At 71.4% G+C, this 24995-nt stretch carries 19 protein-coding genes; 9 read left to right on the top strand and 10 right to left on the bottom strand.

Annotated features, from left to right (window positions below):
- Positions 1 to 3 precede the first annotated feature (3 nt).
- Together ABD143_RS23375 and ABD143_RS23370 are read right to left on the bottom strand one after the other, a co-directional pair.
- On the bottom strand, positions 4 to 1431 hold the full coding sequence (locus ABD143_RS23375) for a DUF2252 domain-containing protein (protein WP_343982261.1): 1428 nt from the start codon (positions 1429 to 1431) through the stop codon (positions 4 to 6).
- A gap of 74 nt (positions 1432 to 1505) precedes the next feature.
- Complete coding sequence (locus ABD143_RS23370; RefSeq protein ID WP_343982257.1) at positions 1506 to 2648, bottom strand: ABC transporter ATP-binding protein; 1143 nt, start codon at positions 2646 to 2648, stop codon at positions 1506 to 1508.
- A gap of 250 nt (positions 2649 to 2898) precedes the next feature.
- Here ABD143_RS23370 and ABD143_RS23365 point away from each other — a divergent pair, with 250 nt between their 5' ends.
- The 6 genes from ABD143_RS23365 to ABD143_RS23340 all read left to right on the top strand — a co-directional run bounded on the left by ABD143_RS23365 (position 2899) and on the right by ABD143_RS23340 (position 10439).
- Positions 2899 to 4080: an acyl-CoA dehydrogenase family protein gene (locus ABD143_RS23365; protein WP_343982255.1), complete on the top strand. Its 1182-nt coding sequence runs from the start codon at positions 2899 to 2901 to the stop codon at positions 4078 to 4080.
- Positions 4073 to 5194: an acyl-CoA dehydrogenase family protein gene (locus ABD143_RS23360; RefSeq protein ID WP_343982252.1), complete on the top strand. Its 1122-nt coding sequence runs from the start codon at positions 4073 to 4075 to the stop codon at positions 5192 to 5194. Before ABD143_RS23365 ends, ABD143_RS23360 begins: the two co-directional genes overlap by 8 nt.
- A gap of 325 nt (positions 5195 to 5519) precedes the next feature.
- On the top strand, positions 5520 to 7103 hold the full coding sequence (locus ABD143_RS23355; RefSeq protein WP_343982249.1) for a sugar ABC transporter ATP-binding protein: 1584 nt from the start codon (positions 5520 to 5522) through the stop codon (positions 7101 to 7103).
- Positions 7100 to 8113 carry an ABC transporter permease gene (locus tag ABD143_RS23350; RefSeq protein ID WP_343982246.1) on the top strand — a complete coding sequence of 338 codons (1014 nt, stop codon included), beginning with the start codon at positions 7100 to 7102 and terminating at the stop codon, positions 8111 to 8113. Before ABD143_RS23355 ends, ABD143_RS23350 begins: the two co-directional genes overlap by 4 nt.
- An 85-nt stretch (positions 8114 to 8198) precedes the next feature.
- Positions 8199 to 9395 (top strand): sugar ABC transporter substrate-binding protein, encoded by a 1197-nt coding sequence (locus ABD143_RS23345; RefSeq protein WP_343982243.1) that lies wholly within the window; start codon positions 8199 to 8201, stop codon positions 9393 to 9395.
- A gap of 81 nt (positions 9396 to 9476) precedes the next feature.
- Positions 9477 to 10439 carry an allantoinase PuuE gene (locus tag ABD143_RS23340; protein WP_343982240.1) on the top strand — a complete coding sequence of 321 codons (963 nt, stop codon included), beginning with the start codon at positions 9477 to 9479 and terminating at the stop codon, positions 10437 to 10439.
- 88 nt (positions 10440 to 10527) lie between these two features.
- Here the strand turns inward: ABD143_RS23340 and ABD143_RS23335 are convergent, their stop codons facing one another.
- Complete coding sequence (locus ABD143_RS23335) at positions 10528 to 14865, bottom strand: GAF domain-containing sensor histidine kinase (RefSeq protein ID WP_343982236.1); 4338 nt, start codon at positions 14863 to 14865, stop codon at positions 10528 to 10530.
- Between the two features lie 215 nt (positions 14866 to 15080).
- Here ABD143_RS23335 and ABD143_RS23330 point away from each other — a divergent pair, with 215 nt between their 5' ends.
- The 3 genes from ABD143_RS23330 to ABD143_RS23320 are packed head-to-tail and all read left to right on the top strand — an operon-like array spanning position 15081 to position 16219.
- A complete protein-coding gene (locus ABD143_RS23330; protein ID WP_343982233.1) occupies positions 15081 to 15311 on the top strand; it encodes a ribbon-helix-helix domain-containing protein in 231 nt (76 codons plus the stop codon).
- Positions 15308 to 15688: a hypothetical protein gene (locus tag ABD143_RS23325; RefSeq protein WP_343982230.1), complete on the top strand. Its 381-nt coding sequence runs from the start codon at positions 15308 to 15310 to the stop codon at positions 15686 to 15688. Before ABD143_RS23330 ends, ABD143_RS23325 begins: the two co-directional genes overlap by 4 nt.
- Before the next feature lie 24 nt (positions 15689 to 15712).
- Entirely contained in the window at positions 15713 to 16219 is a 507-nt protein-coding gene (locus tag ABD143_RS23320) for a hemerythrin domain-containing protein (RefSeq protein WP_343982227.1), read from the top strand.
- 17 nt (positions 16220 to 16236) lie between these two features.
- Here ABD143_RS23320 and ABD143_RS23315 read toward each other — a convergent pair whose 3' ends face one another.
- From ABD143_RS23315 to ABD143_RS23285, 7 genes are all read right to left on the bottom strand, one after another.
- Positions 16237 to 16470: a hypothetical protein gene (locus ABD143_RS23315; RefSeq protein WP_343982224.1), complete on the bottom strand. Its 234-nt coding sequence runs from the start codon at positions 16468 to 16470 to the stop codon at positions 16237 to 16239.
- 142 nt (positions 16471 to 16612) lie between these two features.
- Complete coding sequence (locus tag ABD143_RS23310; protein ID WP_343982222.1) at positions 16613 to 16843, bottom strand: substrate-binding domain-containing protein; 231 nt, start codon at positions 16841 to 16843, stop codon at positions 16613 to 16615.
- Positions 16844 to 16945: 102 nt separating this feature from the next.
- Positions 16946 to 18391 (bottom strand): rhamnulokinase, encoded by a 1446-nt coding sequence (locus ABD143_RS23305; protein WP_343982220.1) that lies wholly within the window; start codon positions 18389 to 18391, stop codon positions 16946 to 16948.
- Complete coding sequence (locus ABD143_RS23300; RefSeq protein WP_343982217.1) at positions 18388 to 20424, bottom strand: bifunctional aldolase/short-chain dehydrogenase; 2037 nt, start codon at positions 20422 to 20424, stop codon at positions 18388 to 18390. The genes ABD143_RS23305 and ABD143_RS23300 overlap by 4 nt, the downstream gene beginning before the upstream one ends.
- 37 nt (positions 20425 to 20461) lie before the next feature.
- The gene (gene rhaI / locus ABD143_RS23295) at positions 20462 to 21610 is read right to left on the bottom strand and encodes an L-rhamnose isomerase (RefSeq protein WP_379659721.1); all 1149 of its coding nucleotides are present in this window, start codon (positions 21608 to 21610) and stop codon (positions 20462 to 20464) included.
- Between the two features lie 5 nt (positions 21611 to 21615).
- Positions 21616 to 21963: an L-rhamnose mutarotase gene (locus ABD143_RS23290; RefSeq protein ID WP_343982213.1), complete on the bottom strand. Its 348-nt coding sequence runs from the start codon at positions 21961 to 21963 to the stop codon at positions 21616 to 21618.
- The gene (locus tag ABD143_RS23285; protein WP_343982211.1) at positions 21964 to 24777 is read right to left on the bottom strand and encodes a family 78 glycoside hydrolase catalytic domain; all 2814 of its coding nucleotides are present in this window, start codon (positions 24775 to 24777) and stop codon (positions 21964 to 21966) included.
- Positions 24778 to 24995: the final 218 nt, after the last annotated feature.

Genomic DNA, 24995 nt, shown 5'->3' with positions numbered 1-24995 from the left:
TTCCTAGACCCCGCGCTCGACCGGGAGCACACCGCGGTCCACCGCGGCGACGAGTGCGGCGTGGTCGGCCTCGGTCTGGTCGGCGTAGGCCCGCGCGAACCGGCAGAACGCGACGTCCAGGTTGTCCGAGCTGCCTGCGTAACCGGCGATCCTGGACGCCCCGCTCGTGCGGGCGTGGCCCTTCGCGAGCAGGTGCCCGACCACTCCGGCGTAGTCGGCGAGCGCGGCGCCGTCGATCGCGTCGAGGGCGATGGCCCCCTTCATGTTCCGGAACTGGCGCACGTAGAACTGGTGGTCACCGACGGTGGTCCAGCCCAGCAGCGGGTCGCTGACGGTCTGCAGCGCCTGCTGGTACTCCACCACCCGCTGGCCCTGGTGCGCGTGCAAGGCTTGCTCGCCGTGCACGTGCCGGGCGAGCACTGACCGGCGGGCCTGCTTCAGCTGCAGGAACACCACGTCGTCGGCCGATGAGCCCTCGAGCAGCGCCACGTACGCGCGCAGCCCCACGCTCCCCACCCCGACCACCTTGTGCGCGACGTCGACGAGCGTGTAACCGCCGAGCACCCGCCGCCAGTGCGGGGCGAGGGTCAGGAGGTACTCGTCGAGCGCCGCGGCGATCAGCTCCACCTCGGCGTCGGGAAGGTGGGTGATCAGCGGCGGCTCGTCGACGATGCGGCGCCTGCCCTCGACCTCGCGGGTGAACCGCGGCAGAGCGCGGTCGCTCGTGCGGTTGCGCGCCCGCCGGGCCGCCCGCTGCACCTCGGCGCGCAAGGGCTTGCTGCTCTCCTCCGCGAGCCGGTCGACGTCGAGCCGCTGGTAGGAGCGCGAGAGCAAGGGCTGGTCGGCGAGGTGGCGGACCTCCTCGCGGTACGACGCCATGCACTCCATGACGGCGGCCTCGCACCCGTCCTCACTCGCGCCGTTCTGCCGGCCGGCCACCCAGATGCTCGCGACGAGCCTGCGCACGTCCCACTCCCAGCTGCCGGGGTGGGCCTCGTCGAAGTCGTTGAGATCGATCACGAGGTCGAGTTCGGGCGAGGCGTAGAAGCCGAAGTTGCCCAGGTGGGCGTCGCCGCACACGACCGGCGTGATCCCGGTGGCGGGCAGCTGGGCGACGTCATCCGCCATCACACCGGCCGCGCCGCGCAGGAACCCGTAGGGCGACGCGATCATCCGCCCGACCCGGACGGGCACCAGCTCCTCGACGCGCCCCTCGTGGCTGTCGATGACCTGCTGCACCGGGTCGGCCCGGTCGTCGGGCGGCGCCCAGTCGCCCAGCGCTGAGCGCGGCACCCGCTTGCGCAGTGCCCGCCCGATCGCGTACCGCTCGGAGCGGTCGACGGGCCGCTGCCGCAGCGACGAGTACGCGGCACCGTCGGCGTCGGCGAGCACGGTGTGCGCGCCGGCACGCACGTCGCCGGTGCTGGTCACCCCGCGGATGCTACGCCGCCACCCGCGCAACGCCGCGGCCACGAACCGCGGACGGGCTCAGGCCTCCCTACCACCTAGCGTCGTGGGTGGCTCAGGGCCTGGCCCGTCGTCGAGTCGAACACGTGGGCGCGCCGCGCGTCCAGCAGCAGTTCCGCTCGCTCCCCCTCGCGCAGGCGGGTGGAGCTGGGCACTCGCGCCAGCAGAGACGCGCCGTCGGCCTCGCCTGCGACGCCGACCTCGGCGCTCACCACGGCGTCCGCGCCGGGGCGCTCGACCCGGCGCACCGCGACCGGCAGCGCGACCGTGCCGGGGTCCGCGCCCGGCCCCGCTTCCGTGACGTCCTCGGCGCGCAGCCCGAGCAGCACCCGCTTACCCACCTTCCCGGCGAGCTCCGCGGGCACCGGACCCCACAGCGGCAGCGTCCGCTCGCCCACCCGGTACCCCGCGCCGCCGGACGAGCAGACCAGCCGGGCCGGCAGCAGCCCTATTCCGGGCCCGCCGACGAACTCGGCGACGAACACGTCGGCCGGGCGCTCGTAGACCTGCCGCGGCCGGTCGACCTGCACCACCTCGCCGGCGCGGAGCACCGCGAGCCGGTCGCCGACCGCCATGGCCTCGGCCTGGTCGTGGGTGACGTACAGCGCGCCGACCGCGGCGCGGCGCACCGCCTCGACCACCGTGCGGCGGGCGCGGGCGCGCTCCACCGGGTCGAGGTGGGCGAGCGGCTCGTCGAACAGGAACGCGGCGGGTGCGCGGACCAGAGTGCGGCCGATGCCCGTCCGGCCGGCCTCCCCCGCCGACAGCGTGCCGGGCATCCGCGGCAGCAGCCGCGCCAGGCCGAGCAGCCGGCTGCGGGAGGCGACGCGGCGCGCGGCCTCCTCCTCCGGCACGCCGAAGGCGCCGGCGGAACGGGCCAGGTTCTCAGCGACGTCGAGGAACGGGACGAGGCTGGTGGTGGACCGGAAGACCATGGCCACGTTCCGCCGCGGCGTGGGGGTCTGCGTGACATCCCGCCCGGCCACCAGCACCCGCCCACGCTGCACCGACTGAAGCCCAGCGACGGCCCGCAGCGCCGTGGTCTTGCCACTGCCGGACGGCCCGACGACCGCGAGCACCTCGCCCGGTGCCGCCAGCAGCGTCACACCGCGCAGGGCGACGTCGTCGCCGAAGGTGACGGTGACGTCCTGCAGGCCGGTCAGCCGCTCGCCGGGAGCCACGCCCTGGAACGGTAATCGCCCGTCCCCGGGGTGTCATCACAGTTCTGGCGCCTCAGCCGCCTGCCACAGCCACTACGCCGGCGTGCTCGACGCGCACGAGCACACAGCTGCAGTTGCATGAGGAGCCGTCGATGGTGTTGTTGCCGATGGTCGGTTGAGACGGGCAGCAGACCTGGCAGAGTCCCGCCCAGATGCCATACGGTCAGCCTTGACTGTCTCGGCGAGGGCGGCGAGGAAAGGATCGGGCGACGTGGACGATCAGCAGCTGATCGAGAAGACCGCTCGGCAGGTGGTGGAGACGCACGACCCGCGATCGACCCCGCCGCGCGACTTCCTCGGCGCTGTCTACGACGCGGGGCTGGCGTGGGTCCATTTCCCTGTCGGGCTTGGTGGGCTCGGCGTCTCGCGCGGGCTGCAGGCCCGTGCTGACGAGGTACTGCAAGGCGCTGGCGGGCCAAGCGCCTTCTCTCTCAATCCAATCGGCCAGGGCATGGCCGCGCCCACGGTACTGGAGCACGCCCAGCCTGGGCTGGCGGCCGAGCTGTTGCGCCCGCTTGCAACCACCGAACACATCTGGTGTCAGCTGTTCAGTGAGCCCGGTGCGGGCTCCGACCTGGCCGGACTAGCGACGTCAGCCGTCCAGGATGGGGAAGAGTGGGTGGTCAACGGCCAAAAGGTCTGGACCAGCCTCGCCCACCGCGCCCGTTACGCCCTGTTGCTCGCCCGGACCGATCCCGAACAGCCCAAGCACAAAGGGTTGACGTACTTCGTGCTCGACATGCATGCACCGGGCGTCGAGACGCGGCCATTGCGGCAGATGACGGGGCAGGCCGAGTTCAACGAGGTCTATCTATCGGACGCGCGCATCCCCGACTCCCACCGGCTGGGTGCTGTGGGCAACGGCTGGCGCGTGGCGATGACCACGCTGATGAACGAACGTTCTGCCATCGGCAGTGGCTCGTCGGTGCGCGGTGCGGGTGCCATTGCCGACGCCGTGGAGCTGTGGGCGCGGCGACCGGATCTGCGCACCGCGGTGCTGCGCGACAAGCTCGCCGCGCTGTGGACGCGGGCGGAGGCGCAGCGGCTCACCTCCGCCCGCGCGGGCCGCGCGGCCACTAGCGGCTCGCCCGGCCCGGAGGGCTCGATCGCCAAGCTCGTCTCCGCGGAGCTCAACCAGCACGTCTACGAGTTCTGCATGGAACTGCTGGGCCCCGAGGCCATGCTGTACGGCTCATACGAACTGCGCGACCTCGAGCGCGGGGAGGCCTACCGAGGTCCCGTCCAGCAGCGGTTCCTGCGCTCGCGGGCCAACACCATCGAGGGGGGCACGTCCGAGGTGCTGCGCAACATCCTGGGCGAGCGAATCCTCGGGCTTCCCGGCGACCTTCGAGCAGATTCCGGCAAGGCGTGGAAGGACATCCCCCGTGGTTGAGTTCGTGTTCTCCGACGAGCAGCAGGACTTGCGGCGAGCGGTACGGCAGTTCCTTGCCCAACGGTCTGACGAGGCGGCTGTCCGGCGATCGATGGACACAGACATCGGCTACGACCCGGCCATCTGGTCGCGCCTGGGCAGTGAGCTCGGGGTGCTGGGACTCGCCGTGCCGGAGGCATTAGGTGGCGTGGGCGGCACGCTCGTCGACCAAGCTGTCATCGCCGAGGAGTTCGGGGCGGCGCTGACGCCGGGCCCGGTGTTCGGCACCGTCTCGCTGGCGATCCCTGCGTTGGTCTCGCTGGGCGGTGCCGACGACCTGCTCACCGCCCTGGTGGAGGGCACCCGGACCGCGGCGCTCGCGGTGCCCGATCGGGCTGGACGCTTCGACCCGGGCCTGGTCACCGTTACGGAGTCGCACGGGGCGCTGACCGGTGAAGTCCACCAGGTCGTCGACGGCAACGCGGACGTTCTGCTCGTGGCCGCGTGCACGGGCTCAGGCGTCGGCCTGTTCGCCGTCGAGGGCGGTGAGCGGATTCGGTTGTCCACGTTGGACTCGACCCGGCGCCAGGCCACGGTCCGGCTGCACGCCGCGGAGGGGCGCCTGCTCGCCACCGGCGCCGACGCCGAGCGCGCCATCCTGCACGCGTTCCGGGTCGGCGGGGCGCTGCTGGCCGCCGAGCAGGCGGGCGGGGCGCAGAAGCTGCTCGACCTCACCGTCGCCTACGCGGGCACCCGCCTGCAGTTCGGCCGCCCGATCGGCTCCTTCCAGGCCGTCAAGCACCGGTGCGCCGACATGCTCGTGCTCGTCGAGCACGCCCGGTCCACCGCGTACCACGCGGCGTGGGCGCTGCAGGACGGCACGGACGACCCGGATCTCGCCGTCAGCATCGCCCAGGCCACCTGCTCCGAGGCCTACCAACGGGTGGCCCTGGACACCGTGCAGCTGCACGGCGGCATCGGCTTCACCTGGGAACACCCCACACACCTGTATGTCAAGCGGGCCGTCACCGACGCCGTCCTGCTGGGCAGCGCGGCGGCGCACCGCGAGCACATTGCGGCGGCCGTGCTCGATACCGCCGTCTCCGACGGTGCACTGGTAGTGGCCGCCGGCTGACACCCCGATGTTCCTATGCCCGTGCTGGTGGTGTTGATCCAATCGAAGCAACGTCGACGGTGCCCTGAGACGAACTCGCGTTTGTAGGTGGCATCGCGATGCCACGGAATGCCCGCAACTGGTTGAACGATGCATCGAGCCACAGGTCGAAGGCTGTACCAGCTCGTTGTTGACTGGCTCGCTCGTACCACTCACCCTCCCAGGTGTGCCTGTGATGCGAAGCCGCCGGGCAGATCGAAGAACGCATCGCCCCGGCCGGCGACGTTGTCCGCGTCGCCGAGATCCTCGAGTACCTTCGCAAGGGTTCGGCGGAAGGGGCAGCCGAGTGACGCACGAGCATCAGCCTGTCGTCGCTCTCAGGCACACCTCGAAGACGTTCGGCGCTGTTCGCGCGCTTCATGACGTCGATCTGACCATTCGGCGCGGCGAGGTGCACGGCCTGCTCGGAGAGAACGGATCGGGCAAGTCGACCCTGATCAAGATCCTTTCCGGCTTCCACGCACCGGACGGGGGGAGCGAGCTCGAGATCAACGGCCGCCCCATCTCGGTCCCGCTACACCCGGGTCAGTTCCGCAGTCTTGGCATGAGCTTCGTGCACCAGGATCTCGGGCTCGTGCCCTCGCTGTCGGTCATCGATAATTTCCTCGTCGGCGACCTGACCTCCCAGCGCAGGTGGCGGCTCTCCTGGGCGCGCGAACGGCGTAGGGCACAGGAGACCTTCGAGTCCTTCGGGCTCAAGCTCGATCCGCGCACGAAGGTCTCCGACCTGCGCCCGACCGACCGCGCGCTGCTCGCAATCGTCAGAGCGGTCGAGGAGATCCGTGCGAACACCGCTGGTGACGGGTCCGAATACGGGCTACTCGTCCTCGACGAGCCGACGGTCTTCCTGCCGGCAAGCGACCGCGACGAGCTCTTCGCGATCGTCCGGGAAATCGCCGCGACGCGGGCCAGCATCCTGTTCGTCTCCCACGACCTCGACGAGACCCTTGAGATCACCGACCGGGTCACAGTGCTGCGAGACGGGAAGGTTCGCGGCACCGTCGACACCGCTCAAGCGAGCGGGGAAGTTCTCGTCGAGATGATCATCGGCCGACGACTTCAGGCGCTTTCGCTCGAACGCAAGCAGACGGAGACGGGCAAGGCGATATCAATAACGGGCCTGACCGGCCGATATGCGCGAGATGTGTCGCTCACGGTCCGTGCAGGCGAGGTCGTCGGACTGACTGGGCTACTGGGCAGCGGGTTCGACGAGATCCCGTACTACGTCTTTGGCGCGAGATCCCCCGCCGCCGGCCGGCTCGAGGTGGACGGGAAGACCTACGACCTCCGTGAGATGAGCCCGAGCCGTGCGCTTGAGGCGGGGGTCGCGCTGATTCCGGCCGACCGCCAGCGCGACGGAACCGTCGGCTCGCTCTCCCTTGCCGACAACGTCACGGTTCCGGTTCTTCACAAGTACCAGACGCGCGTCGGTCTGAATCGAAGCCGCATGCGAAGCGCCGCGCGAAAGCTGCTGGAACAGTTCGACGTCCGGCCACCCGACCCGCGGTTGAAGTACCAGTCGCTGAGCGGCGGCAACCAGCAGAAGGCCATGCTCGCGAAGTGGCTGCAGACGAAGCCGTCGCTGCTGCTACTCCACGAGCCGACGCAGGGCGTTGACGTCGGAGCCCGCCAACAGATCTTCCAGCTGACGAGGAAGGCCGCAGCCGACGGCACGGCCGTGGTTTGCGTAAGCGCCGACTACGAGCAGCTCGCGGCGGTCTGTGACCGGGTCCTGGTCTTCGGTCGCGGACGCGTCGCGCGCGAGTTGACAGGCGATCAGGTCACCAAGGCGCGGATCGCGGAGCAGTGCTACCGCGTCGCCGAGAGCCACTCCGGTAGCCATCTCCACGCGGGAGGGGATGCGCAGTGAGCGCGGAGACCGCTTCCCTCGCCCAACGGCTGCGCGGAGGGATGAGCGTCGGCGAGTTCGTCGAGCGATTCGCGCTCGTCGGCGCGTGGATCGCCGTGATCGTCGTCTTCAGCGCGCTCAAGCCGGACACGTTCGCCACGTCGTCCAACTTCGCCGCGATCCTCGGTTCGCAGGCGGTCCTCGTCGTGCTCACGTGCGCGCTGCTGATCCCGCTGACCGCGGGCGACTACGACTTGTCGATCACTGGAGTGCTGACGCTCTCGCAGATGATGATCGGGATCCTGAACACGGTGTACGGGATCTCCGTATATGTATGCATCGTGGTCGCGCTCCTCATGGGAGCGCTCGTTGGTCTGATCAACGGCGCGTTCGTCGTCATCTTCGGCATCGACTCGTTCATCGTCACGCTCGGCACGGGAACGTTCCTCGGCGGCGTTGTCTTGTGGATCAGCAACTCGGAGACCTTCGCCGGGATCTCCTCCCAGCTCACCGGGCCGGTTGTAGTAGAACTATTCCTCGGCGTCCCGCTTGCTTTCTACTACGGCCTCGCACTCGTCATCGTGCTCTGGTACTTCCTCGAGTACACCTCGCTCGGCCGACAACTGCTGTTCGTTGGGCGAAGTCGGAGCGTTGCCCGGCTCAGCGGTCTGCCCGTGGGACGCCTCCGTTGGGGGGCGCTGGTCGCCTCGGGCCTCATTGCGGCCGGCGCCGGCGTCCTGTACGCAGGGATCACAGGTGCGGCCGACCCGGTGTCGGGCGCGGGGTTCTTGTTGCCCGCGTTCGCGGCGGCGTTCCTTGGAGCGACCAGCATCGTCCCCGGCCGGTTCAACCCATGGGGATCGTTTATCGCCGTCTACTTCCTCGTCACCGGGATCACCGGGCTGGCCCTCTTCGGGATCCAGTCGTGGCTCCAGGACATGTTCTACGGCGGCGCGCTCGTGTTGGCGGTTACGTTCTCACAGATTGCCCGGCGGCGCGAGGAGCACGTGAGCGGCGGGCGCGAGGGCTAGCGGAAGGAAGGGCGGCGAGAGACGCAATCGGTGCGCAGTTTTGTTCACGACGGCAACTGCGCCTAATGGACGAAACGGAGGCGAAGTGAGGAGCAAGACTCGAAAGCTGCTACCGGGCCGGCGGGCGTTCACCTTCGCCGTGTTGATCGTTGTCGCCATGCTCACCGCGCTCGCTGCGGGCTGCGGAGTCGATGCGAACAAGGCGGCCGGTGGCACGACCACAGGCGCCGCGGGTGCCTGCGATCTCCAGCACGTAACCAAGCAGATCGACGACCACAAGGGGATCGCCGATTGGATATATCCCGGAAACCCCTTCGATGCGAAGAAGGCGGCCGGGAAAACGATCTTCAGCATCCAGGAGAACTCCACCAACCCGTTCACGAACACGATCGTCGCCGGGATGCAGGACGTGGCCGACAAGATCGGGATGAATCTCGTGGACTATCCGAACCAAGGCCAACGCACGCAATGGATCCAAGGAATCCAGCAGGCGATCTCCCAGAAGGTCGACGTGATCGTCTTGTCGGGCGGCACAATAGGCCCGATCTACTTCAGGGAACAGGCAGCCGCTGCCAATCGAGCGGGCATCCCGATCGTCACGGTCGTCGACCGTGATCTGACCCAGGACGCCGAGCCGAACACGGCCGCACGCGTCGGCCAGCCGTACGCGGAGGCCGCGCGGCTCGACGCGGACTGGATCATCAAGCAGACAAAATGCAGCGCGAACGTGCTCGTCATCACCACGAACGAGCTGATCGCGGGCGACATCAACAGCAAGGCTGCACAGGATGAGTTCGATAAGTACTGCGGCCAGGGTTGCAAGACGCGGTTCGTGAACGTCCCGCTCACCCAGTGGTCGACGAAGATCGGGACGACGACGCAGACGGAAGTCGCGTCGAACCCCGATCTCAACTACGTCTTTCCGTTGTACGACGCAATGTCGCAGTTCGTAGTCCCGGCAATCCAGCTGGGCGGCGGGATCCAGCGGGTCAAGGTCGCGACTTTCAACGGCACGCCGGCGATCCTTCGCATGATCCAGACGGGTGACACGGTGGAGATGATCGTCGGTGAGAACGAGATCCACCTCGGCTACGCGGCGATGGACCAGGCGATGCGCCTGATGACCGGCGTCGACCCGATCCGGGACGGCGACTACGGCATCCCGCTTCGTGTTTTCGACGACTCGAACGTCGACGAGACGGGCGTTCCGCCTGAGTACGGCGTCGGCTACGGCGACCAGTGGCGCGACGGCTTCCTCAAGGCGTGGGGGCTGCCTGGCTAGTGTCCCGCAAACCAGCGAAAGGGGCGGCGCCCCGACGTTGCGCGCCGCTCCTCGCCTAGCGCGAAGGAGGTGGCAGGGAAGATGAGTGAACCCGAGCGCGACCTGGTCGGCTACGGGGCGAATCGGCCCACGACCGGTTTCCCTGACGGCAAGAGGCTCGCGATCTCGCTCGTCGTCAATTACGAGGAGGGATCGGAGCGGTCGTTCGCAATGGGCGATCCAGACCAGGAAACACTCACGGAGTGGGGGCAGTACCCGTTCCCGCCCGACATCCGGAACCTGGCGATGGAGACCATGCACGAGTACGGCTCCCGAGTCGGCGTCTGGCGGATCCTCGACATCTTCAAGCGCCACGACGTCAAGAGCACGTTCTTCGCCTGCGCGGTCGCGTTCGAGCACGCCCCTGACGTCGCCCGCGCCGCGGTGGAGCAAGGGCACGAGATCTGCAGCCACGGCTACCGGTGGGAGGAAGTCTTCCGCTTGAGCGAGGACGAGGAGCGCGAGCACATCCGACTCGCGGTCGAGTCGTTTGAGCGTGTGTGCGGGAAGCGGCCCGTGGGCTGGTACTGCCGCTATGGACCGAGTACGCGGACGCGCAGGCTGCTCGTCGAGGAAGGCGGGTTCATCTACGACTCGGACTCGTACAACGACGAGGTCCCGCACTTCACGGAGGTCGAGGGCCATCAGCACCTGATCGTGCCCTACACACCCGATGCGAACGACATCGCGTTCTGGCTAGGCAACGGCATGGCCACGGCCGAGCAGTTCGAGACCTACCTGCGCGATTCGTTCGATGTGCTGTACGCAGAGTCCGAGCGCTATCCACGGATGATGTCGATCGGGCTGCACTGCCGAGTGATCGGACGGCCGGGCCGCTCGCCCTCGCTCGACCGGTTCATCGATTATGCAAAGGGGTTCGACGGCGTCTGGTTCGCCACGCGTGAAGAGATCGCCCGCTCGTGGCTCGGGGTGCACGGCGGAAACGCACGCTCGGCGGCGGGAGACGTCACTGCAGGAAGGGTGTTCGAGAATCATGTGAGGTAGGTGGCGACCTACCTCCCCGGCGCGTCACCTACCGACCACCCGCAGGTTGTGCGCCGCGCCGCGCCGTGCGTCCGTGGTGGTCGAGCGATCAGGTGGGGTGCAGCGGAAGGTCGACGTCGATCGCCGTCCCGCCCCCTGGCGGGCTGTTGACCTCGATCGACCCGCCCAGTGCCTGCACCCGGTCGCGCAGCCCGATCAGGCCCGAACCGCCCGCGGGATCCGCGCCACCGACGCCGTCGTCGCGGATCGAGAGGCGCAGGCGGGCGTCGCGCTGTTCGACGGCGACGTACGCGTAGGAGGCGCGGGAGTGTTTGGTGGTGTTGGTGAGTGCCTCGGACACGACGTAGTAGGCCGCCACCTCGGTCCGGTCCGCGGGGCGGGTGTCGGTGCGGATGTCGAGTTCCACCGGGAGCGCGGCCCGGCGGGCCAGGCCGCGCAGGGCCGGGCCGAGCCCGCCCTCGGACAGGATCGCCGGGTGGATACCACGGGAGATCTCGCGCAGCTCCTCGATCGCCCCGGTGAGCTCGTCGGCGACCCGACCGATCTCCGACTGAAGGGCGGAGTAGTTCGACGGCTCCGTGGACTGGGCCATACGCAGCGCGAGGCTGAGCGAGACGAGCCGCTGCTGGGTGCCGTCATGGAGGTCTCGCTCGATCCGGCGCCGGGCGTCGTCGGCGGCCGTGATGACCCGCCTGCGCGAGGCGGCGAGCTCGGACTTGCTGTCCGCATTCGCGATCGCGGTGCCGACGAGCTCGGTGAACTTCTCGAGGCGTTCGTCGGTGTCCATCGGCAGTGGCTCCTGGGACTGGACGGCCATGGCGCCCCAGAGACGGCCCTCGACGACGATCGGGCTGGCAACCGTCGAGACGATGCCCAGACGGTGGTGGGTATCGCCAACGGGTCCTTTGACTGTGGACCAGTCCCTCGCGCCGCCGCGGGCGGAGCGCCCGGTGCGATACACCTCTCCCGACGCCATCCCATCCTGGAACTCCCAGCGCGCTCCGAGCGGGAAGGCGTCGGTCATGTTGCTCGCGACGCCGACGAAGACGATCCCCGGACCGTCGTCGTCGAACCTCATGACCGTTGCCGAATCCGTTCCGACCAGGCGCCCGACCTCGTCGCTGACGGCTGCGAAGATCTCGTCGGGTTGGACGCCGTGCGCCACCAGCGTCGCCACGCGCCGCAGCGCCGCCTGCTCCTCGGCGAGACCGCGCAGCTCGTCGCGGCTGTCCTCGAGCTGGGAGCTGCCCTCGGCGTTGGCGATCGCGGTGGCGACCAGCTCGGTGAAGCGGGCCAGTCGCGCCTCGGTATCCACCGGCAGTGGCTCCTCGTGCGTGTAGGCCGCGAGCATGAACCCCCACAGCTGCCCCTCGACGCTGATCGGCACGCCGACCGCCGAGCGGAACCCCCACTCGCGTCCGACGACGGCGCCCGCGCCCGAGGCGTCGGCGTAGTCGTCGATCCGCGCCGGCTGACCGGTCTCGAACACCACAGTGGTCACGTTCCACCCGCCGAGCCCCCACCGGGTCTCGCCGGGGCCGGGCCCGGCGCCGGTGGGGTTCCACACGCCGGCCGTCGTGGCCGTGCCGTCCGGGTCGTAGCGACCCAGATGCGTGAAGTCGACCTCCAGCAGCCGGCCGACCTCCGCGGTCACCGCAGTGAACACCTCCTCCGGCGGCGCCCCGCCGGCGACCAGCGTCGCCACCCGCCGCAGCGCCGCCTGCTCCTGCGCGAGCCGGCGGAGTTCGTCGCGGCTCTCCTCGAGCTGGGCGCGGCCCTCCGCGTTCGCGATCGCGGTGCCGATGAGCTCGGTGAAGCCGGCCATGCGCTGTTCGGCCTTGGCCGGGAAACGCTCGTGCCGCGTCCCGACGGCGATCGCGCCCCACAGCCGCCCCTCGACGACGATCGGCGCCGCGACCGACGACCGGAGTCCCAGCCGGCGGACGGCGTCCGCGTATTCGCCGCGGGCTTGGCTGAAGTTGTCGCAGCGAGCCGGGCGGCACGTGCGCATGACGACCCCCAAGGCCAGGGGTGGCTCCGGCTTCCAGCGGCTCCCCACCGCCAGCTCGCCGGGGTGGTCGCCGATGCGGGCGAGAACGGTTGTCGCGCCGTCGGGATCGAGGCGGACGATGGCGGTGGTGTCGGCACCGAGGACGCTGCCGACCTCCTGCGCGACAGCCGCGAGCACCTCGGCCGGTGGCAGCCCGCGGGCGACCAGCGTGGCGACCCGGCGCAGCGCGGCCTGCTCGTCGGCGAGCCGGCGGAGTTCGTCGCGGCTTTCCTCGAGCTGGGCGCGGCCCTCGGCGTTCGCGATCGCGGTGCCGACGAGCTCGGTGAAGTCCGCTATGCGCTGTTCGGTGTCGGCCGGGAAACGCTCACGCCGCGTCCCAACGGCGATCGCGCCCCACAACCGCCCCTCGACGGTGATCGGAGCCGCAACGCCTGACCGGAGTCCCAGCCGGCGGACGGCCTCCCCATAGGCGTCGCAGGCGTGGCTGAAGTCGTCGATGCGGGCCGGGCCACCGGTGCCCAGTACGGCCGCCAAGGCCAGCGGCGGCTCGGGCGTCCAGCGGCTTCCGATCGGGAACTCGGCGGGGTAGGCGCCGACGCGGGCCACGACGGTCGCCGCGCCGTCGGGATCGAGGCGGAGGATGTTCGTACCATCGGCACCGAGGACGCTGCCGACCTCCTGCGCGACGGCCGCGAGCACCCCGGCCGGTGGCACGCCGCGGGCGACCAGCGTGGCGACCCGCCGCAGCGCCGCCTGCTCCTGCGCGAGCCGGCGCAGTTCGTCGCCGCTTTCCTCGAGCTGGGCGCGACCCTCCGCGTTCGCGATCGCAGTCGCGACGAGCTCGGTGAAGTCCGCTATGCGCTGTTCGGTGTCGCCCGGGAGGCGCTCGCGCCGCGTCCCGGCGACAGTCGCGCCCCACAGCCGCCCCCCGACGACGATCGGCGCCGCGACCCCCGACCGGATTCCCATCCGGCGGAGGCGTTCCCCGTAGACGTCGCAGGCCTGGCTGAAGTCGTCGAGGCGGGCTGGGCGGCCGGTGCGCAAGGCGACCGCCAAAGGCAGCGGCGGCTCGGGCTTGAAGCGGCGCCCCACCGCCAGCTCGTCGGGGTGGTCGCCGACGCGGGAGAGAACGGTCACCGCCTCGTCGGGATCGTGGCGGACGATGGCGGTGGTGTCGGCACCGAGTACGTGGCCGACCTCCTGCGCGACAGCCGGGAAGATCTCGGCCGGTGGCAGCCCGCGGGCGACCAGCGTGGCGACCCGGCGCAGCGCGGCCTGCTCGTCGGCGAGCCGGCGGAGTTCGTCGCGGCTTTCCTCGAGCTGGGCGCGGCCCTCGGCGTTCGCGATCGCGGTGCCGACGAGCTCGGTGAAGTCCGCTATGCGCTGTTCGGTGTCGGCCGGGAAACGCTCACGCCGCGTCCCAACGGCGATCGCGCCCCACAACCGCCCCTCGACGGTGATCGGAGCCGCAACGCCTGACCGGAGTCCCAGCCGGCGGACGGCCTCCCCATAGGCGTCGCAGGCGTGGCTGAAGTCGTCGATGCGGGCCGGGCGGCCGGTGCCCAGTACGGCCGCCAAGGCCAGCGGCGGCTCGGGCGTCCAGCGGCTTCCGATCGGGAACTCGGCGGGGTAGGCGCCGACGCGGGCCACGACGGTCGCCGCGCCGTCGGGATCGAGGCGGAGGATGTTCGTACCATCGGCACCGAGGACGCTGCCGACCTCCTGCGCGACGGCCGCGAGCACCTCGGCCGGTGGCATCCCGTGGGCGACCAGCGTGGCGACGCGGCGCAACGCGGCCTGCTCGTCGGCGAGCCGGCGGAGTTCCTCGCGGCTCACGGCGTTCGCGGCCGCGAGGCTTTCGGCCTCACGGCGGCGGGCCGCCAGGCCGACAACCGAGCTGGCCGCGGTGGCGACGAGGACGAACGCGACCACGGCCACCACTTGGTTGGGGTCGGCGACGGCGATGTTGTGTAGCGGTGGGATGAAGTAGTAGGCCAGCAGCACCGCGGCCGCGACCGCGGCGGCCAGCGCCGGGACCAGCCCACCGACCAGTGCCACGACCACGACGGCGAGCAGGTAGAGCAGCATCTGGCTGGGCAGGACCAGGACGTCGCGAAGCCGGGTCAAAACCACTGTCAGAAGGGGAAGGACGACCAGCCCGGTCAGCGCCCCGGCGAGCAGACGCCGCGGGGACAGCCCCGCCCAAAGTCCGCGCAGCCGTCGTCGGGTCGCGGCGAGTTTGGTGGGTGACGATGTCTGCACGAAGGTCGCCCTTCCCGTCCGGCCGGTGGCGGTAGCCGGTCCCGTCGGCAGCTGGGCCGGCCGGCTGCACCGGCCGGCGCCCGGGACGAGCCGGGAGGCGTGCTCGGCACGGGCGAAGTCCAGGCAGCGCGGCGGGAATGTGTCGCCGACCACAGCATGGTAGGGCCCCTCACGCCGAGCGGTGACGCCTGCGAGCTTCGCTTTCGCCCGTCAGGCTGGGCTCGGGTGCGGCCGCCAAGCTTACAAGCTGCTGTTACTACGCCACCAGATCGCCATACTCCCCAGGCGAACCCGAAGCCCTATCGGGACTGGGCCGACCGGGCCGAGCATCCGTGCAGGCCGGAGCAGAACTGAACTAGGCTCTCGATATGACCGCCGAGCATGTCACGGTGAGCCTCCCGCCGGAGCTGCTCCGCGACGTGCGCGCCGCCGTCGACAGCGGCGCGGCGGAGAGCCTGTCAGCCTTCGTCGCCGACGCGCTGCGTACCCAGCTGTCCCGGGCCAGGGCGCTGGCCGAGCTGGAGCGGGTGCTCGGCGGAAGGCCGCCACAGGACGTCCTCGACACCGTCCGCCGCGACCTGGGCCTGCCGGTCGCGTGATCGGCGGACGAGTACTCGACGCGTCCGCGGTCGTCGCCTTCGCCGCCGGCCACTCCGTCTACGCAGCAGCCCTGGTCTGGACCGCCGTGGAGGAAGGCATCGTGCTGACCCTCCCGTCCACGGCGGTGGCCACCGCCTGGTCGAAGCTGCGGGAGAAGGACCACCCGGTGCTGGAGGTCCTCCTGCACCTTCCGGTGTCCATCACCGACGACCTGACCGCGGCCAGGGCCCGCGCCATCGGAGCCCTCGGCGGCGAGCAGGTGAACGCCCACGCGCTGTTGTGCGCCCGGGAGCGTGGATGGGCGCTGGTCACCGCCGACGCCTCCCGCTACTCCGGCGTCGACCTGGCCGGGGTCGAGGTCGAGCCACTCCCCTAGTAGCTAGGTAGGCTGGCCCACCTCATGGTCAGCTCACCCGTACCGCGCGTTCGCAGCTTCGGCGCCGAGCTGGTCGCCGTGCACGACGAGCTGCGCGCCCACCTCCGGCGCCTGCGGGCCGCCCCGGCCGACCCCGGCAACCGCCAGCGGGACCTGCGCGCGCACTGCGCGGCGTTCTGCTCTGCGCTCACCACCCACCACACCAGCGAGGACGCCCGGACGTTCCCGCTGTTGGCCGACGAGGTGCCCGAGCTGCGGCCGGTCATCGTCAAGCTCCAGGAGGACCACGTCCTGATCGCCGGGCTCCTGGAGGGCGTGCGGGACCTCACCGACCGATTGCCCGCCGAGCCCGGGCCGGACGAGATCCTCCGGTTCGAGCGGGAGCTCGACGGGCTCGCGGCGATCATGGAGTCCCACTTCGCCTTCGAGGAGCGGCGGGTCACCGCCGCGCTCGACCAGCTGGAACGCGGCGAGCACACGGCCGTCGAGCTCTTCGGCATCGACCCCGGCGATCCGCACCGGCCGCTCTGACAAGGCCCGCTGGTCGGTCACGTCGGTCGGCACAGCACCGGGTTCTCGAGCTCCGCACACGGACGAAGCCCGTACGAGCGCACGATGTCCCTGCCGACCTCGTTCGTCAGGTAGCGCAGGAAGCTGGCGGCCAGTGAGTCGGCCGCCGGCTCCCCGTGCGTGTAGGCGATCTCCGTCTGCCAGAACGGATAGGCGTTGTGGACCGCCCCGTCCAGCGTGGCCCCCTGGCCGTCGATCCGGACGAGCAGCACGTCCGCGGCAGCGGAGGCGGCGCTGAGCTCGCTGTATCCCAGTGCGCCAGGCGTCCCTGCGACGGCGCTCAGCAGATCGGTGGTGGATGATCGTTCGCAGCGGACAACGCCCGGCGGGGCGTCCGGATCCGGATTCAGACAGTCATCGGAGTTGCTCCCGCTCCCGCCTGCCGTCGAGCAGCTGCTGCTGGAAGGTCCTGCGGGTGCCCGAATCGGGCGCCCGGCTGACGAGCCGGACCGGCATGTCGGCGCCGCCGATCTCGCTCCAGTTGGTGATCCGCCCGTCGTAGAGCTGCCGGATCTGGTCCAGGGAGAGATCCTGGACGCCGGCCTCTTTATTCGCAACGAGCGAGAAGAGCGAGAAGGCGGCCATTTACCGGCGGGATGCCTATGTCGTCTCGATCGAGGCGGGACGCGACAGAGCACGGCGTTCGCTAGGCGCTCGACAAGCGATAGGCGGCTCTCGACGCACCGATCAGCCTCCCCGCGCCCGCCGCTCGGCCGCCGCCCACGCGCGCTCGTCGCCGGCGGGTTCGTAGCGGGTCAGCGACTGGGTCGCGCGCAGCAGCGCCCGCAGCTCCGCGAGACCGCCTTCCACCGCCCCCAGCGCTCTGGCCTGCACCAGCGCGTTGCCCAACGCGGTCGCCTCGACCGGGCCGGCCACGACCGGCAGCCCGCAGGCGTCGGCGGTGAGCCGGCAGAGCAGCGCGTTGCGGGCGCCGCCTCCGACAACGTGCATGACGTCGACCTCGCGGCCGGAGAGCCGTACGGCGTCGCGCACGGCACGCCGGTGGGCGATGGCGAGGCTGTCGAGCACGCACCGGACGGTGGACGCCCGGTCGGGCGGCGGTTCCTGCCCGAGCCGGCGGCATGCGGCGGCGATCCGGGCCGGCATGTCGCCGGGGGGCAGGAACACCGGGTCGTCCGCGTCGACCACCGCCGTGAACGCCGGCACCTGCGCGGCCTCGGCGAGCAGGTCGGCGAGCTGCGCGTCCGGCCAGTCGCGTAGGCACTCCTGCAGCAGCCACAGCCCCATCACGTTCCGCAGGTAGCGGACCGTGCCGTCGACGCCCAGCTCGTTGGAGAAGTTCGCCGCCCGGCTCGCCTCCGTCAGCACGGGTTCCGCGAGCTCGACGCCGACCAGCGACCAGGTGCCGCACGAGACGTACGCGAAGCGCTCCCCCTCGGCCGGCACCCCGACGACCGCCGACGCGGTGTCGTGCGAGCCCACCGCCACCAGCGGGACCGACGCTGGGAGCCCGGTGTCGGCGAGCACGTGCGGCGCCAGCTCCCCGATCCGCTCCCCCGGCTCGACGAGCGGGGCGAACAGGCCGGGGTCGATGCCCGCGCGCCGCATCACGTCGGACGACCAGTCGCGCTTGCGCACGTCGAGCAGGCCCGTGGTGGACGCGTTGGTGACCTCGGCGCGGCGCTCGCCGGTGAGCCAGTACCCCAGCAAGTCGGGCACGAGCAGCAGGTCGTTCGCCGCCGTGAGCTGGGGTGTGCCGGCCGCGGCCGCGAGCTGGTAGATCGTGTTGAACGGCAGCACCTGCACGCCCGTGGTGGCGTACAGGTCCGCGGCAGGGACCACCGCGTGCACACGGTCGGCCACCCCGTCGGTGCGGGAGTCGCGGTAGTGCACGGGGTTGCCCAGCAGGGCGCCGGTGGCGTCGAGCAGCCCATGGTCGACGGCCCACGCGTCGATCCCGACGGCGTCGATGGCACCGGCGGCGCCGAGCCCGTCCAGCACCCCGCGGTACAGCGCGAGCACGTCCCAGTGCAGCGTGGCACCCAGCCGGACGGGGCCGTTGGGGAACCGCGCCGCCTCGGTGACGGCGAGGAGATCAGGCCCGACCTCGGCCGCCACCACGCGCCCGCTCGACGCCCCGAGGTCGACGGCGGCGACGCGTACGGCAGTCACCTGAGGAAGGCCGCCGCCACCCCGGCGTCGACCGGGACGTGCAGACCCGTCGTGTGCGACAGCTCGCCCGCCGTCAGCACGAACACCGCCGCGGCCACGTGCTCGGGCAGCACCTCCTTCTTGAGCAGCGTGCGCTGCGCGTAGAAGGCACCCAGCTCCTCCTCCGGCACCCCGTAGACGGCGGCGCGCTGCGCACCCCAGCCGCCCGCGAAGATCCCGGAGCCGCGCACGACGCCGTCGGGGTTCACGCCGTTGACCCGGATGCCGTGCTCACCCAGCTCAGCGGCGAGCAGCCGCACTTGGTGGGCCTGGTCGGCCTTCGCCGCCCCGTACGCCACGTTGTTCGGGCCCGCGAACACGCCGTTCTTGCTGGCGATGTAGACGATGTCGCCGCCGAGGCGCTGCGCGACCATCGCCCGCGCCGCCGCCCGCGAGACGACGAACGATCCTCGCGCCATGACATCGTGCTGCAGGTCCCAGTCGGCGTCGGTCGTCTCCAGCAGGGGCTTCGAGATCGACAGCCCGGCGTTGTTCACGACGAGGTCGACGCCGCCGAACGCCAGCGCGGTCGCGTCGACGGCGGCGGCCACGGCGTTGGCGGAGGTGACGTCGACCGTCACCGGCACGGCGACATCGGTTCCGCCCAGCTCGGCGGCCACCGCGGCGGCCGAGCCGGCGTCCAGGTCGGCGACGGCCACGCACGCGCCCTCGGCGGCGAGCCGGGTGGCGATCGCCTTGCCGATGCCCGACCCACCGCCCGTCACGAGCGCGATCCGGCCGGCGAGCGGCTTGGGCTTCGGCATCCGCGCGAGCTTGGCCTCCTCCAGGGCCCAGTACTCGATACGGAACTTCTCGCTCTCGTCGATCGGTGCATACCGCGAGACGGCCTCGGCGCCGCGCATCCCGTTGATCGCGTTGACGTAGAACTCGCCCGCCACCCGGGCGGTCTGCTTGTTCGCGCCGAAGCTGAACATCCCGACACCTGGCACCAGCACGATCGCCGGGTCGGCGCCGCGCATGGGCGGGGAGTCGGGGGCGGCGTGCCGCTCGTAGTAGGCGCGGTAGTCCCCGCGGTAGGCCGCGTGCAGCTCCTGGAGCCGGGCCACGGCGTCGTCGAGCGGCGCGTCGGCGGGGAGATCGAGCACGAGCGGGCGCACCTTCGTGCGCAGGAAGTGATCGGGGCACGAGGTGCCCAGCGCCGCCAGGGGCTCGAGCTTCTCGCGGGAGAGGAAGTCGAGCACGACGGCCGAGTCGGTGAAGTGCCCGACCTGGCGCCGGTCGGTGGACGCGAGCCCCCGGATGACCGGCGCGAGCGCGGCGGCGCGGGCGCGGCGCTCGGCGTCGGGCAGCGGCCCGTACCCGGGGCGCACCGGGCCGAACGGCTCCGGCAGACCCCGGGAGTCGAGGTAGGCCTGGGCGGTGCGGATGATCTCCATCGAGCGCGACTCGCACTCCTCGCTCGTCGCACCCCACGCGGTGATCCCGTGCCCGCCGAGGATGACGCCGATGGCCTGCGGGTTGGCCGCCTTGACTGCGGCGATGTCGAGGCCGAGCTGGAAGCCCGGGCGCCGCCACGGCACCCACACCACCCGGTCGCCGAAGATCTCCTTGGTGAGCGCCTCCCCGTCGGCGGCTGTGGCGATCGCGATGCCGGCGTCGGGGTGGAGGTGGTCGACGTGGTCGGCGTCCACGAGGCCGTGCATGGCCGTGTCGATCGACGGGGTCGCGCCGCCCTTGCCGTGCAGGCAGAAGTCGAACGCGGCCACCATCTCGTCCTCGCGCCCGACCCCCGGGTAGACGTCCACGAGCGCGCGCATCCGGTCCAGCTGCAACACGGCCAGTCCCTGCTCGGTGAGCGTGCCGAGGTCGCCGCCGGAGCCCTTGACCCACATCAGGTCGACGGGCCGTCCCGTCACCGGGTCGGTCGCGGAACCCTTCGCCGACGTGTTGCCGCCCGCGAAGTTGGTGGTGGTGGGGTCGGCACCGAGCCGGTTGCTCCGGCCGAGCAACTCCTGGACGACTGCGTGAGTCATGGTCCCTTCCGGGGTCGAGTGGGTTGCGCGGGTGCTCTCAGGCGCCCCAGCCTGCCTGCCGGCCGCCTACGCGCTCCGCCACGATCCGCTCCTGGTAACCCGAGCGGTGGTAGGCGGCGATGGGGTCCGGGTCGAGGCCCATCTCCTCGCGCAGTTCCCGCAGCAGTGGCCTGACGTCGGTGGAGTAGGCGTCCATCAGCACCGCGTTGGCGCCCAGCACGTCGCCGGACCGCTGGGCCGCCGCGAGCGCCTCGGCGTCCACCAGCAGCGCCTTCGCCGTGGCCTCCTGCACGTTCAGCACCGAGCGGATGATCGCGGGAATCTTCGCCTCGATGTTGTGGCACTGGTCGAGCATGAACGCGATGCCCGCCGCGGGCGTGAGCGCGTCGGCCGCGACGATCTCGTGCATGATCCGGAACAGCTGGAACGGGTCGGCCGCCCCGACCATGAGGTCGTCGTCGGCGTAGAAGCGGGAGTTGAAATCGAACGCCGCGAGCTTCCCGGCCCGCAGCAGGAACGCCACGATGAACTCGATGTTCGTGCCGGGCGCGTGGTGGCCGGTGTCGATGCAGACGCCCGCCTTGTCCCCCAGCTCCACGCAGTGCGCGTACGACGTGCCCCAGTCCGGCACGTCGGTGGTGTAGAAGGCCGGCTCGAAAAGCTTGTACTCCAGCAGCATCCGCTGGTCGGGGCCGAGCCGGTCGTACACCTCGTGCAGCGCTTCGGCCAGCCGGTCCTGCCGCGCCCGGATCGAGTCCTGCCCCGGGTAGTTGGTGCCGTCGGAGAACCAGAGCTTGAGGTCCCGGGAGCCGGTGGCGTCCATGATGTCGACGCACTCCAGCAGGTGGTCGATCGCCTTGCGGCGCACCCCGGGGTCCGGGTTGGTCACCGAGCCGAGCTTGTAGTCGTCGTCCTGGAACACGTTGGAGTTGATCGCCCCGACCGCGACGCCCTGGTCTGTGGCGTACTTCGCCAGCTCGCCGTAGTCGTCCACACGGTCCCACGGGATGTGCAGCGCGACGGCGGGCGCCACCCCGGTGAGCCGGTGCACGACGGCGGCGTCGGCGATCTTCTCCTGCGGCGTGCGCGGCACCCCGGCCTGCGCGAACACCTTGAACCGGGTCCCGGAGTTGGCGTACGCCCACGACGGGGTCTCGATCCGCTGTTCCCGCAGCGCCTGCTTCACGTCGTTCACGCGTCACTCTCCGATCGGGACAGCTGGTCCTCCAGGTGGAAGACCTCCTCCAGGACGAGGAAGCCCTCGTCCGGACGCCGGCCGTCGAGGCCGGTGAAGAACGGGGCCATCTCGGCCTGCCACCGGGCGTTCACGTCGGTGCGGGCCATGGCCTCCTGTGCGGCGGCGAGGTCGTCGGTCTCGACGTAGCCGACGAGCAGCCCGTCGCCGCGCAGGTGGAGCGAGTAGTTGCGCCACCCGCTGTCGCGCAGCGCGGCCAGCATCTCCGGCCAGACGCGGCGGTGCCGCTCGCGGTACTCGTCGAGCCGGTCCGGCCGCACCTGGAGCAGGAAGCAGTGGCGCAACTACCGCACCCCCCTCCGGGCCACCACCGCGGCGAGCCGTTCCCGCACCTCGTCGGGGGCGGGCCGCAGCCGTGGCGGCACGAGTGCGGGCAGCTCGGTCGCCGGGGCGTCGAGGTGCGGGCCCACGCGCGCCGCGATCTCGGCGCCGTCGGACGCGAGCCCCGCCGTGACTGCCGTGGCGACGAGCTCGTCCCACAGGCCCGCGTCGTCGATCGCGTCCCGGACGGTGCGCACCACACGTGGCGGCTCGACGGGGTCGGGCACGTCCCAGCGGTGGTGGCCGTGTCCCACCTCGACCAGCTCCGCCCGGCCGGGCACGTGCACGTCCGCCCGCACGCCGACCGGCACCTCGACGGAGAGCCGGAGCCGCCCGTCCGCCCGCTCCCACGCCACCGCGGCGGGGCCATACGGCGTGTCGTGACGGGCGGCGGCGGAGGTGAGCCCGCCGCCGGGCATCGGGCGCACGAGCAGGCGCCGGTAGCCGGGCGCCGCGGGCGCGAGCCCGGCGACCACCCGGTGCAGCCAGTCGGCCACGGCCCCGAGCGCGTAGTGGTTGAACGAGGTCATCTGGCCGGGATTGATCGAACCGTCGGGCAGCATGCTGTCCCAGCGCTCCCAGATCGTGGTCGCGCCCATGGTGACGGGGTAGAGCCACGACGGGCAACCACGCTCCAGCAGCAGCCGGTACGCGAGCTCAGGCTCGCCCGCGAGTGTGAGCGCGTCGGTGATCAGCGGGGTTCCGACGAACCCGGTGGCGACCCGAAACCCCGCCTTGCGCACGAGGTCGGCGAGCGTGCGCCCGGCGTGCGCGCGCTGCTCCGGCGTGGGGAGCAGATCCCAGATCAGCGCGAGCGCGTACGCCGTCGGGGCGTCGTTGTGCAGCCGCCCCGACGGGCTCACGAACTCGCGGGCGAACGCGTCGCGGGCGGTGGCGGCGAGGTCGGCGTAGTGCCGTTCCTCGGCGGAACGCCCGAGCACCTCGGCGGCGCGGGCCGTCAGCTCCGCGGAGCGCACGAGGTGCGCGGTGGCGAGGAGGTCCGGGTCGGTGCGCGCGGCGGCGGGATCCTCCGGCGGGGCGGCCGGGTCGAGCCAGTCGCCGAACTGGAAGCCACCCGCCCACAGCCCGTCCTTGCCTGCGAGCCCGGCGATCCGGTCGGTCCAGGCCTTCATGCTGTCGAACTGGGTGGCAAGCACCTCGGCGTCGGCGAACCGCTCATAGAGCACCGACGGCACGACGGTGGCGGCATCGCCCCACGCCGCTGCGGCCGGGCCCTCCGGGCGGCGCAGCACGTCGGGCACGACGAAGGGCACCGACCCGTCGGGCTGCTGGTCGGCGGCGAGGTCGGCAAGCCACGACGTGAGGAACCCGGCGCAGTCGGCCAGGAACGCGGCCGTGGGGGCGAAGACCTGGATGTCCCCGGTCCAGCCGAGCCGCTCGTCACGCTGGGGGCAGTCGGTGGGGACGTCGAGGAAGTTGCCGCGCATGCTCCGCACGACGTTCGCGTGCAGCGTCTCGACGTCTGGTGCGGAGCAGGCGAACGTGCCGGTTGGCCGCAGGTCCGAGCTGAGCACCACGGCCGTGGCCGACTCCACCTGCTCCTCGCTCACGCCCTCCAACTCGGCGTAACGGAACCCGTGGAAGGTGAGGGACGGCGTCAGCTCGGCGGTCTCTCCCGCGAGCACGTACTCGTCGGTCGCCTTCGCCGAGCGCAGCGGGCGCACACCCAGCTCGCCGTGTTCGAGCACCTCCGCGTGCCGGACGACCACCCGCCGGCCCTCGGCGCCGCCGCGCACGCGCAGCCGTACCCAGCCGACGACGTTCTCCCCGAAGTCGGCGAGCAGCCGTCCCGAGGGCGAGCGCGAGAGCGACACGGCCGGCACCTCGGCCACCGAGCGGACCGGCGGGCCGGCCGGCGGGACGAGCCGCCCGAGGTCCTCGTCGAGCACGTCCACCGGCTCACCGTGGGCGTCGGGAACGAAACGCAGGTCGGTGATCTGCCCGTCGTAGAGGTCGTCGGCGAGCACCCCGCTCGCCACCGCCGTCCACGTCTCGTCGGTGCCGAACGTGCGGACGGTCCCATCGGTGAGCGTGACCTCCAGCTGGGCCAGCGCGGCGAGCCGGTCGCCGTAGTGCGCCCGGCGCCCGCCCCAACCGAGCCGCCCGCGGTACCAGCCGTTGCCGAGCAGCACCTCGACCGAGTTCGCGCCCTCGCGCAGCAGCCCCGTGACGTCGTGGGTGCGGAAGCGCAGGCGGGAGCCGTAGGACGTCCAGCCGGGCGCGAGCTCCTCGTCCGTGACGCGCACCCCGTTGATCGTCGTGACGTGCAGGCCGAGCGCGGTGACGTGCAGCCGCGCCCTGACGATCTCCCCTGCGACCGCACCGGTCAGCTCCACGCCGCCGCGGACGATCGGCGCCGGCTGCTCGATCCCGCCCAGCGTCCGCGGCGAGACGAAGCGGGCGGTCCAGTCGAGCGGGTCGAGCAGGGTGGTCTCGACGGGTGCCGGCTCGCTCCACCCGCTCCAGTCCTCGCCCGCACCGGCCACCCGGACCCGCACCGACCCCCTGGCCCGGGAGCCCAGCGCCGGGAAGGGCCACGGCACGAGCACCTGCTCGGGGGACTCGACCCGGTCGACGCTCGTTGCGCCGGTGTCGGCGTCGGTCAGCTCGAGCTCGTAGATGGCCTGCGCGTAGCCCTCGGGTGCGGCCGGCACCTGCCACGACAGGCGCGGAGTGCCCGTGCCGAGCCCGAATCCCGAGGTGGCGTGCTCGTACCGCACGGGCGCCGGCCGGATGGTCGAGAACTGGTCGGGCATGAGATCTTCCTGCCTGTATGAAACGTTTCATACGCTGCTCGTGGAATCTAACGATTGCCACATCGGGGCGTCAACCTCCAGCGGAAGTCGGACCCGCTCACACGACTTGCGGACTGGCCTGTGCGCAGAACCCCGCCTTGACTGCGATCTACCCCACCTCGGAGCTGAAACGAGTCAATCGGGAGGTCCTACGCGGGACCACGAAGTCCGTTCGGGGT

This window comes from Pseudonocardia aurantiaca (assembly GCF_039526725.1).
Classification (GTDB): domain Bacteria; phylum Actinomycetota; class Actinomycetes; order Mycobacteriales; family Pseudonocardiaceae; genus Pseudonocardia; species Pseudonocardia aurantiaca.
This window is presented reverse-complemented; position numbering and strand designations above follow the sequence as displayed.

Bases quoted from the DNA above. Each gene is read 5' to 3' on its own strand.
- ABD143_RS23330 (WP_343982233.1), top strand. From the start codon at position 15,081: ATGACCGCCGAGCATGTCACGGTGAGCCTCCCGCCGGAGCTGCTCCGC.
- ABD143_RS23300 (WP_343982217.1), bottom strand. From the start codon at position 20,424: ATGACTCACGCAGTCGTCCAGGAGTTGCTCGGCCGGAGCAACCGGCTC.
- ABD143_RS23285 (WP_343982211.1), bottom strand. From the start codon at position 24,777: ATGCCCGACCAGTTCTCGACCATCCGGCCGGCGCCCGTGCGGTACGAG.
- ABD143_RS23340 (WP_343982240.1), top strand. From the start codon at position 9,477: ATGAGTGAACCCGAGCGCGACCTGGTCGGCTACGGGGCGAATCGGCCC.
- ABD143_RS23320 (WP_343982227.1), top strand. From the start codon at position 15,713: ATGGTCAGCTCACCCGTACCGCGCGTTCGCAGCTTCGGCGCCGAGCTG.
- ABD143_RS23310 (WP_343982222.1), bottom strand. From the start codon at position 16,843: ATGGCCGCCTTCTCGCTCTTCTCGCTCGTTGCGAATAAAGAGGCCGGC.